Origin of the sequence: Priestia megaterium, from assembly GCF_009497655.1 — a bacterium.
Classification (GTDB): domain Bacteria; phylum Bacillota; class Bacilli; order Bacillales; family Bacillaceae_H; genus Priestia; species Priestia zanthoxyli.
This window is the reverse complement of the sequence record NZ_CP023317.1, coordinates 4,002,724-4,020,659: the sequence shown is the minus strand read 5'-3', so window position 1 is coordinate 4,020,659 and position 17,936 is coordinate 4,002,724. Positions and strand designations below refer to the sequence as shown.

Annotated in this window: 17 protein-coding genes; all 17 read left to right on the top strand. The window is 40.6% G+C overall.

Features of this window, described 5'->3' with window-relative positions; translation table 11 throughout:
• Positions 1-13 precede the first annotated feature (13 nt).
• The 17 genes from CEQ83_RS20550 to spoVM all read left to right on the top strand — a co-directional run bounded on the left by CEQ83_RS20550 (position 14) and on the right by spoVM (position 17,886).
• A complete protein-coding gene (locus CEQ83_RS20550; RefSeq protein ID WP_098999575.1) occupies positions 14-2,692 on the top strand; it encodes a cation-translocating P-type ATPase in 2,679 nt (892 codons plus the stop codon).
• Between the two features lie 153 nt (positions 2,693-2,845).
• Complete coding sequence (locus CEQ83_RS20545; RefSeq protein WP_028411458.1) at positions 2,846-3,721, top strand: YicC/YloC family endoribonuclease; 876 nt, start codon at positions 2,846-2,848, stop codon at positions 3,719-3,721.
• A gap of 46 nt (positions 3,722-3,767) precedes the next feature.
• Positions 3,768-4,028 (top strand): DUF370 domain-containing protein, encoded by a 261-nt coding sequence (locus CEQ83_RS20540; protein ID WP_013084831.1) that lies wholly within the window; start codon positions 3,768-3,770, stop codon positions 4,026-4,028.
• Positions 4,029-4,041: 13 nt separating this feature from the next.
• Complete coding sequence (gene gmk, locus CEQ83_RS20535) at positions 4,042-4,656, top strand: guanylate kinase (protein ID WP_013058927.1); 615 nt, start codon at positions 4,042-4,044, stop codon at positions 4,654-4,656.
• Between the two features lie 2 nt (positions 4,657-4,658).
• On the top strand, positions 4,659-4,880 hold the full coding sequence (rpoZ, locus tag CEQ83_RS20530) for a DNA-directed RNA polymerase subunit omega (RefSeq protein ID WP_013058926.1): 222 nt from the start codon (positions 4,659-4,661) through the stop codon (positions 4,878-4,880).
• A 180-nt stretch (positions 4,881-5,060) separates the two neighbouring features.
• Complete coding sequence (gene coaBC / locus CEQ83_RS20525) at positions 5,061-6,278, top strand: bifunctional phosphopantothenoylcysteine decarboxylase/phosphopantothenate--cysteine ligase CoaBC (RefSeq protein WP_098999577.1); 1,218 nt, start codon at positions 5,061-5,063, stop codon at positions 6,276-6,278.
• On the top strand, positions 6,275-8,689 hold the full coding sequence (priA, locus tag CEQ83_RS20520) for a primosomal protein N' (RefSeq protein WP_155017488.1): 2,415 nt from the start codon (positions 6,275-6,277) through the stop codon (positions 8,687-8,689). The genes coaBC and priA overlap by 4 nt, the downstream gene beginning before the upstream one ends.
• Before the next feature lie 70 nt (positions 8,690-8,759).
• On the top strand, positions 8,760-9,233 hold the full coding sequence (def, locus tag CEQ83_RS20515) for a peptide deformylase (RefSeq protein ID WP_013084828.1): 474 nt from the start codon (positions 8,760-8,762) through the stop codon (positions 9,231-9,233).
• A 10-nt stretch (positions 9,234-9,243) separates the two neighbouring features.
• Complete coding sequence (fmt, locus tag CEQ83_RS20510; protein ID WP_028411455.1) at positions 9,244-10,182, top strand: methionyl-tRNA formyltransferase; 939 nt, start codon at positions 9,244-9,246, stop codon at positions 10,180-10,182.
• Positions 10,175-11,515 (top strand): 16S rRNA (cytosine(967)-C(5))-methyltransferase RsmB, encoded by a 1,341-nt coding sequence (gene rsmB, locus CEQ83_RS20505; RefSeq protein WP_028411454.1) that lies wholly within the window; start codon positions 10,175-10,177, stop codon positions 11,513-11,515. Before fmt ends, rsmB begins: the two co-directional genes overlap by 8 nt.
• A gap of 2 nt (positions 11,516-11,517) precedes the next feature.
• Positions 11,518-12,609 carry a dual-specificity RNA methyltransferase RlmN gene (rlmN, locus tag CEQ83_RS20500; RefSeq protein ID WP_028411453.1) on the top strand — a complete coding sequence of 364 codons (1,092 nt, stop codon included), beginning with the start codon at positions 11,518-11,520 and terminating at the stop codon, positions 12,607-12,609.
• Between the two features lie 4 nt (positions 12,610-12,613).
• The gene (locus tag CEQ83_RS20495; protein ID WP_028411452.1) at positions 12,614-13,357 is read left to right on the top strand and encodes a Stp1/IreP family PP2C-type Ser/Thr phosphatase; all 744 of its coding nucleotides are present in this window, start codon (positions 12,614-12,616) and stop codon (positions 13,355-13,357) included.
• A gap of 5 nt (positions 13,358-13,362) precedes the next feature.
• Positions 13,363-15,408, top strand: a complete 2,046-nt coding sequence (gene pknB, locus CEQ83_RS20490) for a Stk1 family PASTA domain-containing Ser/Thr kinase (RefSeq protein WP_186806720.1) — start codon at positions 13,363-13,365, stop codon at positions 15,406-15,408.
• Positions 15,409-15,421: 13 nt separating this feature from the next.
• Positions 15,422-16,303, top strand: coding sequence for a ribosome small subunit-dependent GTPase A (rsgA, locus tag CEQ83_RS20485; protein WP_155017487.1), 882 nt, complete (start codon positions 15,422-15,424; stop codon positions 16,301-16,303).
• A gap of 2 nt (positions 16,304-16,305) precedes the next feature.
• A complete protein-coding gene (gene rpe / locus CEQ83_RS20480) occupies positions 16,306-16,962 on the top strand; it encodes a ribulose-phosphate 3-epimerase (RefSeq protein ID WP_013058916.1) in 657 nt (218 codons plus the stop codon).
• Between the two features lie 116 nt (positions 16,963-17,078).
• Positions 17,079-17,726 carry a thiamine diphosphokinase gene (locus CEQ83_RS20475; RefSeq protein WP_098999581.1) on the top strand — a complete coding sequence of 216 codons (648 nt, stop codon included), beginning with the start codon at positions 17,079-17,081 and terminating at the stop codon, positions 17,724-17,726.
• Between the two features lie 79 nt (positions 17,727-17,805).
• Positions 17,806-17,886 carry a stage V sporulation protein SpoVM gene (gene spoVM, locus CEQ83_RS20470; protein ID WP_016765421.1) on the top strand — a complete coding sequence of 27 codons (81 nt, stop codon included), beginning with the start codon at positions 17,806-17,808 and terminating at the stop codon, positions 17,884-17,886.
• Positions 17,887-17,936 lie beyond the last annotated feature (50 nt).

Here is a 17,936-nt window from a genome sequence, read left to right as displayed (position 1 = left end):
GTGAAAAGATGCAATGAAATGGTATGAATTAGGTGAAAAAGCAATAGTAGAAGTAACAAAAACAGACAGGCAGCATGGTCTTACACACAAAGAAGTAAAAGCACGTCAGCAGCAACAAGGGTTTAATGAATTGACTGAAGGAGAGAAAAAACCAGCCATTCTTGTGTTTCTAGAGCAGTTTAAAGATTTTATGGTACTGGTTTTACTAGCTGCCACGCTTATTTCAGGGCTTTTAGGAGAATACATCGATGCAATTGCTATCATTGCTATTGTGGTAATTAATGGATTTCTCGGGTTCTTCCAAGAAAGAAAAGCAGAGAAATCTCTTCATGCATTAAAAGAGCTTTCGGCTCCTCAAGTAGCAGCCATGCGTGAAGGGAAATGGGTTAAGTTACCATCTAAAGAGCTGGTAGTAGGAGACGTTGTAAAGTTTTCGAGCGGAGACCGTATTGGAGCTGACCTTCGGATTATGGAAGCCAAAAGTCTAGAAATTGAAGAATCAGCGCTTACGGGAGAGTCTTTGCCTGTTGGTAAGCAAATAAAAGCATTGTCAGGAGATGAAGTGCCGCTTGGAGATCAGGACAATATGGCGTTTATGGGTACCCTTGTAACCAGAGGAAGCGGAACAGGTATCGTTGTAGGGATTGGAATGAAAACAGCAATGGGGCAAATTGCTGATTTACTTCAAAATGCTGAAGCCATGATTACTCCTCTTCAACGGAAGTTAGAGCAATTGGGCAAAATTTTAATTGTTGTAGCTCTTGCACTTACTGTATTAGTTGTTGGGATTGGTGTGCTGCAAGGGCATGATTTATACAGTATGTTCTTAGCGGGAGTTTCCTTAGCTGTTGCTGCCATACCCGAAGGTCTTCCTGCCATCGTAACCGTGGCGCTATCTCTTGGTGTACAGCGCATGATTAAGCAAAGATCCATTGTTCGCAAACTTCCTGCTGTTGAGACACTAGGATGCGCGTCAGTCATTTGCTCAGACAAAACGGGCACATTAACGCAAAATAAAATGACGGTTACCCACCTCTGGTCGGGAGGAATGACGTGGAGAGTATCAGGGACAGGGTATGAACCTACGGGCGTATTTTCACGAGAGGAAAGAGAAGTTGATACACGGAGTGAAAAACCGCTTCAGCAGCTTTTGGTGTTTGGTCTGCTTTGCAATCAAACGTCCATCTCGAGAAAAGATAAAGAATATGTTATCGACGGGGATCCTACTGAAGCGGCTTTGCTTGTTGCCGCGATGAAAGCGGGGCTGACAAAAGAAAATATTCAAAAGCAGTTTACGATTATTGAAGAGTTTCCATTTGATTCAACGCGTAAAATGATGAGTGTAGTCATTGAAGACGCATCTCATAAACGCTATGTGATAACAAAAGGTGCTCCGGATGTGCTGCTTATAAACAGCAAAAATATTTTGTGGGAAAGCAGACAACAAACGCTGTCGGTAACGGTTCATAATGAAGTAAAAGGAGCGATTGATCACTTAGCTAGCCAAGCGCTTCGAACCATTGCTATTGCATATCGACCGTTAGGAGAACATGAGAGCGTTCATACAGAGAAGGAAGCAGAAAAAGACCTGACTTTCCTCGGGCTTCAAGGAATGATTGATCCGCCAAGACCAGAGGTCAAGCAAGCGGTCAAAGAATGCCGAGACGCAGGCATCAAAACCGTTATGATTACAGGTGACCACGTTATTACAGCACAGGCGATTGCAAAACAGCTCGGAATTTTACCGAAAAACGGTCAAGTCTTGGAAGGAACGGATTTATCCAAAATGACGCAGGAAGAGCTAGAAGAAGTAGTAGATGATGTTTATGTATATGCAAGGGTATCACCTGAGCATAAGCTTAAAATTGTTAAAGCTCTTCAAGCAAAAGATCACATTGTAGCCATGACGGGCGACGGCGTAAATGACGCACCGGCTATTAAAGCAGCAGACATAGGCATTGCGATGGGCATCACCGGGACAGACGTAGCAAAAGAAGCGTCTTCACTCGTTTTGCTTGATGATAATTTTGCCACTATTAAATCAGCGATCAAAGAAGGGCGAAATATCTATGAAAATATTCGGAAGTTTATCCGTTACTTGCTTGCATCAAATGTAGGAGAAATTTTAGTTATGCTCTTTGCGATGATTTTAGCACTTCCGCTTCCGCTAGTGCCCATTCAGATACTATGGGTAAACTTAGTAACAGACGGTTTGCCTGCGATGGCTCTTGGCTTAGACCAGCCAGAGGACAACGTGATGAAGCGCCATCCAAGGCATCCGCGCGAAGGTATTTTTGCAAGAGGATTGGGATGGAAAGTAGTCAGCCGTGGATTTTTAATTGGAGCTGCTACACTTGCTGCGTTTATGATTGTTTACGACAATGACCCAGATCGGTTGCAGTATGCTCAGACGATTGCATTTGCCACGCTTGTCATGGCACAGCTTATTCACGTATTTGACTGCCGAAGTGAAAAATCAATTTTTGATCGGAATCCATTTCAGAACTTATATCTTGTAGGGGCTGTTATTTCATCTATTATCCTTATGCTGGTGGCCATCTACTATCCGCCGCTGCAGCCTATTTTCCATACAATGGCCATTGCACCGCGGGAATGGCTCGTTATCTTAGGACTTGCAAGCCTTCCAACTTTTTTACTTGCTGGTTCACTTTTAACAAGAAAACCTTCATAAATTGTGCTATACTTTAATACAGGCTGTCCCAAATGAGAAAACTCATGAAGGCAGCCTTTACAGGTTGAATAAAGAAGAGAGATTTCTTTTTTTTGCTAACACTTTCTTTTACGATACTTTTTATGTAAGATGTACATAGTGGATGTGATGATAATGATAAAAAGTATGACTGGTTTTGGCCGCGGAAAAGCGGAAGTGGAAAATCGATCAGTAACAGTGGAAATGAAGTCTGTTAATCATCGTTTTTGTGAAATTGTTATCCGTATGCCAAGACAATTAATTGAAATTGAAGATAAAATAAAAAAAATCGTTCAAACATACATAAAACGTGGTAGAGTAGAAGTATTTGTTACTATTTCAGGTGAAGAAATGGCAAAAAAGAAACTGCAGACGGATTGGCAGCTGCTTGATGAATACATGAATGCGTTGCAGCAAGTAAAAGAAAAGCACGGGCTGTCACAATCTGTTCAAATTCAAGACATTTTACACATGCCTGAAGTGATGACAACTTATGAAGAAGAAGCTGATCAGACGAGTATTCATGGTGCAATCTTTGAAGCCGTTGAAGCTGCTGTTCATCAGTTAGTGGATATGCGGAAACGAGAGGGATCAGAGCTGTATCACGATTTAATGGGATACTTACAGGACATTCAAGACATTCGCGAAAAAATTACACAGCTTGCTCCTGAAGTTGCTGAACAATATCGCGAGCGTATTAAAAGAAAGCTGAGCGACTATTTAGAAGGTACTTTCGATGAGCAGCGAGTGCTGACTGAAGTAGCTATTTTTGCTGAAAAAGCAGATATTAGCGAAGAACTTACGCGAATTCAAAGTCATGTTTCACAATTTATTCAAGCATTAAATACACCTGATTCAGTAGGACGCAAGCTGGATTTTCTTGTTCAAGAGCTGAATCGTGAAATGAATACAATCGGTGCGAAGGCAAATAATGGTACTATTGCTCAGTATGTTATTAGTATGAAAGCACAACTAGAACGCATAAAAGAGCAGGTTCAAAATATTGAATAGCCTTCGTGTAAGATAAAGATTATATTGGTATAGCAGGAGGCTTCTTATGAGCGGTAAATTAGTGAACGTTGGATTTGGAAATTTTATTTCTTCTAATCGTATAATCTCTGTCGTTCATCCTGAATCAGCTCCAATCAAACGCATTATTCAAGATGCAAAAGATCGAGGCTCTTTAATAGATGCAACGCAAGGACGTAAAACACGATCTGTTATTGTTATGGATAGCGATCATGTTATTTTAGCTCCTGTACAGCCAGAAACTGTGTCGCAGCGACTTATAAACAAAGAAGAATTATTAGAAGGGTAGGTCACTTGAACCGATGATTGAAAGAGGTTTATTAATTGTTCTTTCCGGACCATCAGGTGTTGGAAAAGGAACGGTACGAAAAGCATTGTTTGAGCAAGAAGACATTAAATTGCAGTATTCTATCTCTGCAACAACAAGGAAGCCCCGCGAAGGTGAAGTAGACGGCGTTGACTATTTCTTCAAACCACGCGAAGAGTTTGAGCGCATGATTGAAAACAAGAAATTATTAGAGTGGGCTGAATACGTAGGCAACTACTACGGTACCCCGGTTGATTATGTAGAACAAACGTTATCTGAAGGAAAAGACGTATTTCTAGAAATTGAAGTGCAAGGTGCTCTTCAAGTGAAAGAAGCATTTCCAGAAGGTTTGTTCATCTTCTTGGCACCGCCGAGTTTATCAGAGCTTAAAAGTCGTATCGTAAACCGCGGTACTGAAACAGAAGACTTAATCAATAACCGTATGCGCGTGGCAAAAGAAGAAATTGAACTTATGGACGCCTACGATTATGTTGTAGAAAATGACAAAGTAGAAAATGCTTGTGCTCGCATCCGTGCTATCGTAACGGCTGAACACTGCCGTCGTGATCGTATTTCTGCGCGCTATAAAAGAATGCTGGAGGTAGAATAAACATGCTTTATCCATCAATTGATTCCCTAATGGAAAAATTAGATTCTAAGTACACGCTTGTGACAGTAGCTGCAAAACGCGCTCGTCAATTACAGCTTCACAATGATACGCCGATTGAAAAGCCGGTTTCTTATAAGTTTGTAGGCTGTGCTTTAGAAGAAATTAATGCTGAACAATTAAGCTATAAGCAAGGTGTAGCAGAAGAAGATTCTAAACATCAGTAAGTGAAAAAATAACAACCTACTTTATAGGTTGTTATTTTTTTGATGCTTTTGTTTGTATTCAAGCAGGATAGTGAATGTCTCACTACAAAAATGGTATAATAATTGAATTGAAAAGCTTTAGATAGTTACCCGAGTAAACAAGCGGATGCTGGTTGAGCGGGATAAATAGATGGGGGCATAATGATGAAGGGAAAACGAATTTTATTATGTGTTAGCGGCGGAATCGCCGTATATAAAGCCGTAGCTTTAACAAGTAAATTAGTACAAGCAGGAGCGGAAGTTAAAGTAATGATGACTGCTTCAGCACGCGAGTTCGTAACGCCGCTTACGTTTCAAGCTCTGTCTCGAAACCCAGTTTATACAGATACGTTTGATGAAAAAGATCCATCTGTGATTGCACATATTGATTTAGCCGATTGGCCCGATTTAATTTTAGTGGCTCCTGCTACGGCTAATATGATAGGGAAAATAGCAAATGGTCTTGCAGATGATATGATTTCCACAACGCTGCTGGCTTCTACTGCACCTGTGTGGATTGCGCCTGCAATGAATGTTCATATGTACGATCATCCCGCTGTTAAAAAAAATATGAGCACTCTTTCATCATTTGGTTACTCTTTTGTAGAACCAGGAGAAGGGTATTTGGCATGCGGTTATGTAGGAAAAGGTCGTCTTGAAGAGCCAGAAACAATTGTTTCACTAATCGGCTCTTATTTTTCCAAAGTATCAGATACACAAAAAATCTTTGACGGTATCAATGTATTGGTTACAGCAGGACCTACGGTAGAACGCGTTGATCCCGTCCGATTTTTCACCAATCGCTCTACTGGGAAAATGGGCTATGCTCTTGCAGAACAAGCTGCTAAGTTAGGTGCATCGGTAACACTTGTAACGGGACCGACGAATTTAGAGTATCCAAAAGGGGTGCAGGTTGTTCAAATTGAAAGTGCGCAGCAGATGCTTGAAGCTGTTATGCAGCGCTATCATGAAGCAGATGTTGTCATTAAATCAGCCGCAGTGGCAGATTACCGACCAAAGTATGTGTTTGATCAAAAGATGAAAAAGCAGCCTGGTGAAGCAGTATTAGAGCTAGAGAGAACAACAGATATTTTACGCACGCTTGGAGAGCGAAAAGAACACCAGCTTTTAGTCGGCTTTGCAGCAGAAACAGAACAAGTGGATGAATATGCACAAAAGAAACTTGCATCTAAAAACTTGGATATGATTGTAGCCAATAACGTGACGACAGAAGGAGCAGGTTTTGGGACGGACACAAATATTGTGACGCTCTATAAGCGAAGCGGAGAGTCTAAAGAACTTCCCATTCTTTCAAAACACGATGTAGCTACCGAGGTGTTAAAAGAAGTGAAGGAAATGTTAGAAGGGCTGAGAAAATGAGTGTAGCTAGTGTAATTGTGGACGTGGCTGCTAAACAAACAGATCGAGCTTTTGACTACGCCATTCCTGACAAATGGAAAGGAATTATTGTTCCGGGTATGCGAGTTGTCGTTCCGTTTGGTCCAAGAAAAGTTCAAGGGTTTGTGGTGGCTCTTAAAGAAGAGGCTGAAGTTAAGCGTGTTAAACCAATCGCTGACTTGCTTGATTTAACGCCGGTTCTGACTCCTGAACTGTTAGAGATTGGGCACTGGCTAACAGAAAAAACGCTTTGTTTTATGATATCGGCTTTTCAAGTCATGCTGCCTGCGGCGATGAAAGCAAAATATGATAAAGAACTGTCACTCCTTTCAAAAGAGGCATACGAACAGCTTCATGAGCAAGTCAAGCCGTTTTTTCAGTCAAGATCCTCGCTGAAGTGGAGTGAAGTGGAAAAAACAGCCGCTGCTCCTGCTTTTCACCGTGATATTCAAAAAGGTCTAATTGAAGTCGTCTACGTGGTGAAAAACAAAGGAAACAAAAAAACGACAAAAGGCGTAAAACTGAATCAAAGCCTTGAAGACATTCAACAGTTTATGAACGAGTTAAATAAGCAGGCAGAAAAGCAAAAGCAAGTGCTGGCTTTTATGCTCGAGCGAAATGAAGAAGTAGCCATAAAAGAAATAGCGGAAGATTTGCAGATTACCTCCGCTCCTATAAAAGCGCTGATTAACAAAGGACTCTTAGAGGAAACGGAAATTGAAATATACCGTGATCCTTATCAAGATCGATACTTTACACCGTCAAAGCCATTTCAATTGACCGATGAACAAGCTGAGGCAATCGCACCGATTCTGCAGGACATCGAAGAAAATCTTCACGATGTGTTTTTAATGTATGGAGTAACGGGAAGCGGAAAAACAGAAGTGTATCTCCAATCGATTGATCAAGTATTAAAAAAAGGAAAAGAAGCGATTATGCTTGTTCCGGAGATTTCACTTACCCCTCAGATGGTCAAGCGGTTTAAAGAGCGGTTCGGCTCAAAAGTTGCTGTGCTTCATAGCGGCTTGTCTACTGGAGAAAAATACGATGAATGGCGAAAAATTCAGCGAAAAGAAGTATCCGTTGTAGTAGGGGCCCGCTCTGCTGTATTTGCTCCATTTGAAAATTTGGGCCTTCTTATTATCGATGAAGAACATGAGACGAGTTATAAACAAGAAGAAAACCCCCGTTATCATGCCAGAGATGTAGCCATTTACCGAGGGCAGCATCATCAGTGTCCAGTCATTTTAGGAAGTGCAACACCAACGCTTGAGTCCTTTGCAAGAGCGCAAAAAGGTGTATATAAGCTACTGACGTTAAAGCAAAGAATGAATAAGTCATCGATGCCGTCGGTGGATATTGTTGATATGAGAGAGGAACTTCGCAGCGGCAATCGCTCTATGTTTTCAACTATGCTGTTTGAAAAGATGAAAAACCGTTTGGGAAAAGGAGAGCAAATCGTTTTATTTTTAAATAAAAGAGGCCATTCTTCTTTTGTTATGTGCAGGGACTGCGGTTACGTTCCGACATGTGAGCACTGTGAAATTTCACTAACGTATCACCGCTATCAAAATAAATTAAAATGCCATTACTGCGGACACGAAGAACATGTGCACACTGAGTGCCCGGAATGCCACAGCGAACATATCCGCTTTTTTGGATCTGGTACACAAAAAGTGGAAGAAGAATTAACAAAAGTGCTGCCTGAGGCTAGAGTCGTGCGAATGGATGTTGATACGACAAGCCGAAAAGGCGCGCATGAAAAGCTCCTGAACAAGTTTGCAAGTGGAGAAGCGCAAATTTTACTAGGGACCCAGATGATTGCCAAAGGGCTAGACTTTCCAAACGTCACGCTTGTAGGCGTTTTAACAGCAGATACGATGCTGAATTTACCTGACTTTCGTGCATCTGAAAAAACGTTTCAGCTTTTAACACAAGTAAGCGGAAGAGCAGGACGCCACAAGCTTCCAGGAGAAGTAGTGATTCAAACGTACACGCCTGAGCACTACAGCATTCAACTTGCGAGTCAGCATGATTACGATGCGTTTTATAAGCAGGAGATGGAAATTCGTAAAATGCATAAATATCCGCCTTTCTTTTACTTGGCGCTTGTAACGGTATCTCATGAAAATATTGCAAAAGTGGTGTCTGTTACAGACAAAATTTCGCAGTATCTGGGTCAGAAACTTTCGCCGCAAACAACAATCTTAGGGCCAGTCGCATCTCCCATTGCTAAGATAAAAGATAGATATCGCTATCAATGCATGTTAAAATACAAGCTGGAACCAAGCCTGATTCCGCTGTTGAAATATATATTAGAACGTTATCAAGCGGAAATGCAGAAGGAAAATTTAACGATTACAATTGATTTGAATCCATACTCGATGATGTAACTAGTCGTCTTGATGGCGTTAAAGAAGAAGCTTTTTGGATATAAATAGAAAGAATAAAGGAGGTGCCTATTTGGCTAAGCTTAAGCTTGTTTACCATCCTAATGAAGTACTTGAACAAGAGTGTGAAGTGGTTAAAAACTTTGATAATAAATTAGCGAAATTACTAAACGGCATGTATGATTTAATGCTTGAAGCAGACGGTGTGGGTCTAGCTGCTCCTCAAGTAGGAGTTCTGCAGCAAGTGGCAGTGGTAGACGTGGACGATCGACACGGTAAAATTGAGTTAATTAATCCGGTAATTATTGAGCAACGAGGCGAACAAATCGGTCCAGAAGGCTGCCTAAGTTTTCCGGGCCTTTTTGGTGACGTGGCTCGAGCTGATTATGTGAAAGTACGTGCGCAAAATCGTAAAGGGAAACCTTATTTTATAGAAGCAAAAGGTTTTTTAGCACGAGCCATTCAACATGAAATTGATCACTTACACGGTGTATTGTTCACGGAAAAAGTAACAAAGTATTACGAAGAGGATGAACTAGAAGGGTAGGTTTTACACGATGAAAGTCGTATTTATGGGAACGCCGGATTTTTCAGTGCCGGTTTTACAAACATTACTTAAAGATGGATATGAAGTGGTCGCAGTGGTTACACAGCCGGACCGACCAAAAGGACGCAAGCGCGTATTAACACCTCCTCCTGTAAAAGTTGAGGCGTTAAAACATGAAATACCTGTACTGCAGCCAGAAAAGATTCGTTTAGAAGAAGAATATCAGCAAGTGTTAGCGTATGAGCCTGACCTAATTGTAACAGCGGCTTTTGGTCAAATTTTACCAACTCCTATTTTAGAAGCGCCTAAATACGGCTGTATTAACGTACATGCTTCTCTGTTACCTGAACTGCGCGGAGGCGCGCCGATTCACTATTCAATTCTACAAGGTAAGCCGAAAACTGGTGTTACAATTATGTATATGGTAGAAAAATTAGATGCAGGTGATATCTTAACACAGGTAGAAGTTCCGATTGAAGAACGTGATCACGTGGGCACACTTCACGATAAACTCAGCGCTGCTGGTGCAAAATTGCTTTCAGAAACCATTCCTTCTCTTGTGAAAGGTGAAATTACGCCGGTTAAACAAAACGATGGCGAAGCGACATTTGCTTCTAATATTAAGCGTGAACAAGAGAAAATTGATTGGGCCCGTACAGGAGAAGAAATTTATAATCATATCCGCGGACTTCATCCTTGGCCCGTTGCTTATACAACAGCAGACGGTCAAGTCATGAAAATTTGGTGGGGAGAGAAAGTATCCGCATCAGGCAAACCGGGTACCGTTTTATCACTTGAAGAGGACGGATTTGTAGTAGCAACTGGAAATGAAACAGCTATTAAAGTGACGGAACTTCAGCCGGCTGGAAAAAAACGTATGGATGCAGCGCAGTATTTACGAGGTACATCCGTTGAAGTCGGAACAGTATTAGGGGATGTCAATGAGTAAGTACAACGTTCGAGACATAGCTTTAGATATTTTACTAGCTATTGAAAAAAATCAGGCATTCAGCAATCTATTGTTAAATAACAGTATACAAAAACGTGGTATTCAAGGGAAAGATGCAGGGCTGCTAACGGAAATTGTGTATGGAACGATTCAAAGACGTGATACGTTAGATTACGGGTTAGCCCCTTTCTTGAAAAATCCCAAAAAACTTCAGCCTTGGGTGCGAGTGCTGCTTCGTTTATCTCTTTATCAGATGATGTATTTAGATCGAGTACCTGACCGGGCAATCCTTCATGAAGCAGTAGAAATTGCTAAAAAACGTGGTCACAAAGGAATTGCCTCAATGGTAAACGGCGTTTTACGAAATATTCAGCGCAGCGGCACGCCTTCTTTAGAAGAAATACAAAATCCTGTGGAGCGCTTGGCAATTGAAACGAGTCATCCAGTATGGCTTGTAAAACGCTGGGTGGAACAATATGGATTGGACAAAACACGCGGAATCTGTTTAGCTAATTTAATGGCCCCTAAACAAACAATCCGAGTAAACAGTGCACGCTTTACGCAAAATGAAGTAAAAGAAGCGCTTGAAAAAGAAGGTATTGTTGTAGAACCAGGCCATTTTGTAGAAGAAGCGCTAGAAGTTCAAAAAGGAAATGCAGCTCATACACAAGCATTTCGTGAAGGAATGTTTACCGTTCAAGATGAAAGCTCTATGTTAGTAGCTCATGCGCTAGGTGCAGAAGCAGAAGAGCTGATTTTAGATAGCTGTGCTGCACCGGGAGGAAAATCAACTCATATTGCAGAGCAGCTTAAAAACAGTGGTAGAGTTATTTCCTTGGACATTCATGACCATAAAGTAAAGCTGATTGCCCAGCAGGCAGAGCGTCTGCATCTTACCAATATTGAGCCAACGGTTCAAGACAGCCGCAAAGCCGGTGAACAGTTTGATAAAGAAATGTTTGACCGCATTTTAGTAGATGCCCCGTGCTCAGGTTTTGGTGTGATGAGACGTAAACCTGATTTGAAATATACAAAAACTGAGCAGGATGTAAAGCAGCTGGCGCGTATTCAACAAGATATTTTAAATGCGGTTGCGCCTTTATTAAAAAAAGGTGGGACCCTCGTATATAGTACATGTACAATCGATCGGGATGAAAATGGGGATGTTGTAGCAGCATTTTTAGCAGATCATGCTGATTTTCAAAAAGACGAAACGCTTGCTGCACGCATGCCGCAAAGACTTAAACAAAACGTAAAACATGGTGAAATTCAATTGCTGCCAGATGCACAAAGCGATGGATTTTATATTGCATGTTTACAGAAGAAGGTGTAAAAATGGAAGAAGTAGCTAAAAGAAAAGCAAAAGCAGAAGAAAAAACGCAAAAACCATCTATTTATTCATTAGAAATGCACGACCTAGAAAATTGGTTAGTGGAACATGGTGATAAGAAGTTCCGTGCTAAACAAATTTTTGACTGGTTATATGTTAAACGCGTAACGGACTTTGACGATATGTCAAACTTATCTAAAGGATTACGTGAACAATTAAAAGACAAATTTGCATTAACGACATTAAAAACAGTTGTTCAGCAAACGTCTGGAGACGGCACGATGAAGTTTTTATTCGAACTCCATGACGGTTATACGATTGAAACGGTGCTTATGCGTCATGAATACGGAAATTCTGTCTGCGTAACAACTCAAGTTGGCTGTCGCATCGGCTGTACGTTCTGTGCGTCTACTCTTGGAGGTTTAAAGCGTAACTTAGAAGCTGGAGAAATCGTAGCGCAAGTAGTAAAAGTACAAAAAGCGCTAGATGAACAAGGAGAACGCGTGAGCTCTGTCGTAATTATGGGTATTGGGGAGCCATTTGATAACTATGATGAAATGATGCGCTTCTTAAAAACAATTAACAGTGATGATGGATTAAATATTGGTGCACGTCATATCACAGTATCGACAAGTGGAATCATTCCAAAAATCTATAAGTTTGCTGATGAAAAAATGCAAATCAATTTTGCGATTTCACTTCACGCTCCAAACAATGACATCCGCTCACGCTTAATGCCGATTAACCGCGCGTATAAACTTCCTGATTTGATGGAAGCCATTAAATATTATACGGATAAAACGGGAAGACGTATTAGCTTTGAGTATGGTCTATTCGGAGGAGTAAACGATCAAGTAGAGCATGCGGAGGAATTAGCGGATTTGATTAAAGACGTTAAATGTCACGTGAACTTGATTCCGGTAAACTATGTGCCTGAGCGTGATTATGTTCGTACACCGCGTGAACAGATTTTTGCATTTGAACGTACGCTTAAAAAGCGTGGCGTTAACGTGACTATTCGACGTGAGCAAGGTCATGACATCGATGCAGCTTGTGGCCAATTACGTGCGAAGGAGCGTAAAGAAGAGACGAGGTGATTGTATGGCAACTGTCTTCATGACAGACCGAGGGAGAGTTAGACAACACAATGAAGATAACGGAGGGGTATTTTTGAACCAACATAATCAGCTGCTTGCAATTGTGGCTGATGGTATGGGAGGTCATCGAGCTGGCGACATCGCCAGTGAGATGGCGGTTCAAAAATTGCAAATAGCGTGGGAAGAAGCGAACAAAGTAACGTCTCCTGATGAGGCGACGCAGTGGATTCGTACGCATGTTTCCCAAATTAATCAAGATATTTATCGGTATGCTCAGGAGCATGAAGAGTGTAAAGGCATGGGTACGACAGTTGTACTTGCTTTATGCGCCGATACGTTTTGTGCGATTGGTAATATAGGAGACAGCAGGTGCTATATTTCCAATGAATATGGATTTCAACAAGTAACAGAAGATCATTCTCTTGTGAATGAACTCGTAAAAAATGGTCAAATCACAAAAGAAGATGCTGAACATCATCCGCGAAAAAATATCTTATTGCGAGCACTAGGTACCGAAGAAAATGTTAGTTTAGATGTAAAAACAATTGAAGTGGAAAAAGAAGATCGATTATTATTATGTTCAGATGGACTGACAAATAAGGTAACGGAACAAAAGCTGAACGAAACGTTATCAACAAGTTCATCACTTCACGAAAAGGGTACGAGCCTGATTCAATTAGCAAATGAGCTTGGTGGAGAAGACAATATTACACTTGCAATTGTGGACTTTACATCTGAAAGTGGGTGAGAGTGTTGCTAATAGGTAGACGGCTAAACGACCGTTATAAGGTATTGCAAGTAATTGGTGGAGGCGGAATGGCAAACGTCTATTTAGGTCGCGACATGATTTTGGATCGTGATGTGGCAATTAAAGTGCTTCGTTTAGACTTTGCAAGTGACGATGCGTTTATAAAGCGTTTCCATCGAGAAGCTCAATCTGCTACGAGTATTGCTCATCCTAATATTGTCAGCATTTATGATGTTGGAGAAGAAGAAGATATTTACTATATCATCATGGAATATGTACCGGGTATGACATTAAAGCAATACATTCTGCAAGAATCACCATTATCTCTTGATAAAGCCATACATATTATGACGCAGATTACATCAGCTATTGCCCATGCTCATCAGTACGGAATTATTCACCGGGATATTAAGCCTCAAAATATTTTAATTGATCATGATGATACCATTAAAGTTACTGACTTCGGCATTGCCGTAGCACTAAGTTCTACAACCATTACGCATACTAATTCTGTTTTGGGCTCTGTTCATTATTTATCTCCTGAACAGGCAAGGGGAGGGCTTGCGAATAAGCGTTCTGATATTTATTCGCTTGGCATCGTCCTATTTGAATTGCTAACGGGTCGAGTCCCTTTTTCTGGGGAATCGGCTGTGTCAATTGCATTAAAACATTTACAGACAGAAACACCTTCTCCAAAAAGGTGGAATCCATCTATCCCTCAAAGCGTGGAGAATGTTGTATTAAAAGCAACAACTAAAGATCCATTTTACCGATACAGTTCCGTCGAAGAACTCGAAGCGGATTTACAGTCTGCTGTTCATCCAAATCGTTATAATGAACAAAGATTTACGGTGCCTGATGATGAAGAAGTGACAAAAGCCATTCCCGTTATTAAGGAGGATTTTGTTGAATCCGAAGAAACGCACGTACCTGTGAGAAAACCACCTCACTTAGAGCGCGAAGAACAAGAAGAAGAAGAAGTAAAGCCGAAGAAAAAAAAGAAGAAAAAGAAAAAAGGCAAAAGCAAGCTGATTGTAACGCTTGTTTTAATTTTTTTGCTGCTGGCAGCTGCTAGCGTAGCCGCCGTTACATTCATTCCGGCTTTATTACTGCCAAAAGACGTAAAGGTTCCTGATTTACATAATCAAGATTATGAATCAGCTGTAACCGATTTAGTTTCTTTAGGCTTTAAAGTGAAGAATCCTAAAGATATATCTGATAATGAGGTGGAAGAAGGCGACGTGGTTAAAACGATGCCAGAAGCGGGAGACGTGATCAAAGAAGGCTCTAACGTCATTATTTATCGAAGTACAGGAAAGAAAAAAGAAGGATTTAACCGGTACATTGGAAGAAGCTTTACGGAAGTAAAAAGTCTGTTAGAAAAGCAGAATTATAAAGATATCCAATCCATCGAAGTTGAAAGCACAGAACCAAAAGGCAATATTACAGATCAGACGCCTAAAGAAACCGAACAAGTCGTGCCGGAAGATACAACGGTTACTCTATGGGTAAGTAAAGGTCCGCCGAAGATTGCATTAAAGGATTTCTCGGGCTGGACGGAAAAAAGCGTAAAAGATTATGCATCAGATGAAGATATTGAAGTGGACGTAAAAACAGCGTATTCCGACACTGTTGAAAAAGGTCTTGTGATGTCTCAAAAGCCTGCAGCGGAGCAGAGTATTGAGCAAGGTGATAAGCTCACCATTACGGTCTCAATGGGCAAAGAGCCAAAAGCTCCTCAAACGGTGTCAGTGGATGTTACCATTCCGTATAAAGAAGAGGCTGACACCGAAGCAAGCACGGAACAAGGCGACGCAACGGAAACAGGCGATGCCACTGAAACAGAAGAGGAAAAGCCAAAGCCGCAAAAAGTACAAATTTATATCGAAGATGCAGATAACGATATGTCGGTTCCTGCTAAAGAACTAACGATTACTGAAACAACAAAAGAATCATTCGATGTTTTAGTTGATGAAAATGAAAAAGCGTCTTATAAAATTGTCCGAGACGGGGAAGTTATTGAAGAAAAAGACGTTGAATATCCAGAGTGATAGGAGTGAGGTTATGCCAGAAGGAAGAATTATTAAATCCCTTAGCGGATTTTATTATGTTCTTCATGACGGACAAGTAACGCAATGTCGAGGACGAGGTGTTTTTCGTAAAAAGAAGGTAACGCCTTTAGTCGGTGACAATGTAGTATTTCAGGCGGAAAATAAGCTTGAAGGATATATACTTGAAATTAAAGAACGTAAAAATGAATTAGTTCGTCCCCCAATTTCAAATGTTGATCAGGCGCTGCTTGTTTTTTCAGCGATTGAACCTGATTTTAGTACAATGCTTCTTAACCGATTTTTAGTGTTAGTGGAGTCTAATCATATTGAACCTATTATTTGTATTTCAAAAGTAGATCTTTTATCACAGCAACAAAAGCAAGAAATCGAGCAATATGCCGAAGAATATCGTAAAATAGGATATGAGGTCATTTTAACGTCGACAGTCACAGAAAAAGGCATGGAACAAATTCAGCCGTTATTTGAAGATCGCGTAACGGTTATTGCTGGACAGTCAGGTGTAGGTAAATCTTCACTGCTAAATACGCTTAAACCAGAGCTTGAGTTAAAGACAAATGATATTTCAATGTCACTTGGAAGAGGAAAGCATACAACACGTCATGTAGAACTGATTTCGTTTGGTGAAGGTTTAGTAGCTGATACGCCAGGCTTTAGCTCACTGGAATTTTTAACGTTAGAAGTAGAAGAGTTGACCGATTGTTTTCCTGAAATGTCGCGTTTGAGTGAACAGTGTAAATTTCGAGGTTGTTTGCATGTGAAAGAACCAAAATGTGCGGTGAAAGAAGCATACGAACAAAAAGAAATTCCGAGTTATCGCTACGAACATTACTTGCAATTTATTGAGGAAATTAAGCAAAGAAAGCCGAGGTATTAAAAATGACAAAAATCGCACCTTCCATTTTATCTGCCAATTTTTCAAAGCTTGCTGAAGAAATTCGTGAAGTTGAAGCAGGTGGAGCAGACTACATCCATATAGACGTTATGGATGGCCATTTTGTTCCTAATATTACAATTGGACCGCTTATCGTTGAGGCTGTACGCCCTGTCACAACACTGCCATTAGATGTGCATTTAATGATTGAAAACCCAGATCAATACGTTCCAATGTTTGCAAAGGCAGGTGCTGATATTTTAACGGTACATGCTGAAGCGTGTACTCATTTGCACCGCACCATTCAATTAATCAAAGAGCACGGTATGAAAGCAGGCGTTGCTTTAAATCCTGCAACGCCAATTGACGTGGTAAAGCATATCTTAGAAGATATCGATCTTATTTTATTAATGACGGTGAACCCAGGCTTTGGAGGACAAAACTTCATTCCAAGTGTACTGCCGAAAATTGAGCAAATCTCTCAGCTTATTGAAATCCGTCACCTTTCTATTGAAGTAGAGGTTGATGGAGGAATTAATGAAGAAACAGCAAGAAAATGTGTAGAAGCAGGAGCAAATGTCTTAGTGGCTGGCTCAGCTATTTATAATCAAGAAGATCGAGCTGGCGCAATCAGCCAAATTCGCACAACTGTTCAAGCGTAAGTAATAAAAGCTGCTGTGTACAACGGGTAGAACTTGTACACAGCAGCTTTTTCTTTTAGGATAAAGAAAACATATTTATTTCGTTCATTTTTTAATAGAAAAGGAGCATATACATAATGAAAATTCATATTCTAGCAGGGGGACCGGATGAACATATGCCACTCCTGCACCAATCAAATGATGTAAAGTGGGTAGGAGTAGACCGGGGCGTATTCCTGCTTCTTCAACAAGACATTTTGCCCGTGAAAGCATTCGGAGATTTTGATTCCATTACAAATGCGCAGCTTAAGCTAGTGAGAGAAGCATTACAAGATGTTGAATTGTATCCTGCGGAAAAAGATGCAACTGATTTGGAACTTGCTTTTGAGTGGGCAATAGAGCAAAAACCGGACAGTATTTGTATCTTTGGAGCAACAGGTGGAAGACTTGACCACATGTTTGGAAGCATTCAGCTCCTGTACAAAGGCTTAAAAAAGAAAGCGAATGTACAAATGATTGACAATCAAAATATCATTCAATTGTTTGAACCAGGCACTTATCATGTTGATCGTTTAAAGGAGTTTCACTATATTTCATTCGTTCCTTTTGCAGGCGGTGTAAAAGAGCTTACGCTAGAAGGTTTCAAATATCCGCTCAATAAGCATGAAGTAGAACTCGGCTCAACTTTATGTATTAGCAATGAACTTATTCAACAAAGAGGTACTTTTTCATTTACAAAAGGCATATTAATGATGGTAAGAAGCAATGATAAACGTTGCTTGTGATGAAGTATGGAAAATGAGAGCAGGACATAGGGCTTTCTTTAAAAGGAGATAAAGTGTGGAGACGGTTAGGAGGGACAGTATGAAATTCTATACAATCAAACTTCCAAAGTTTTTAGGTGGGATCGTAAAGGTCATGCTTAATTCGTTTAAAAAAGATTAACAACGCCGGAATAATAAAAGAAGCACCATAAAATATGGTGCTTTTTCATT